The organism is Pantoea sp. S62 (assembly GCF_016658625.1).
In the GTDB taxonomy this organism is placed as follows: Bacteria; Pseudomonadota; Gammaproteobacteria; order Enterobacterales; family Enterobacteriaceae; genus Pantoea; species Pantoea vagans.
This window is the reverse complement of record NZ_JACVVI010000089.1, coordinates 1-204: the sequence shown is the minus strand read 5'-3', so window position 1 is coordinate 204 and position 204 is coordinate 1. Positions and strand designations below refer to the sequence as shown.

Annotated in this window: 1 protein-coding gene; it reads right to left on the bottom strand. The window is 61.3% G+C overall.

The annotated features are described in order from the left end of the window. On the bottom strand, nt 1-204 hold a 204-nt coding region (gene traN / locus IBT54_RS25045), incomplete at both ends, for a conjugal transfer protein TraN (RefSeq protein WP_201253344.1).

The window sequence follows — 204 nt, the reverse complement described above, 5'->3', positions numbered from 1 at the left end:
CTGTCCGGTAAAGGCCTTGATATCTATCTGATCGCCGTTTTTGACGTCATCGCCGGCGGAGGCCAGACCGGCAAGTTTGGCCACGGCGGTATCAAAGCCGCTGTCGCCGGCACCGTCGGTACCGTTGCAGTCGCCGCTCTGACAAAGGTATTCTCCGCCGCACAGCAGGCCCTGCGAGCTGTAGGTGGTCTGGCACTGGTAGGT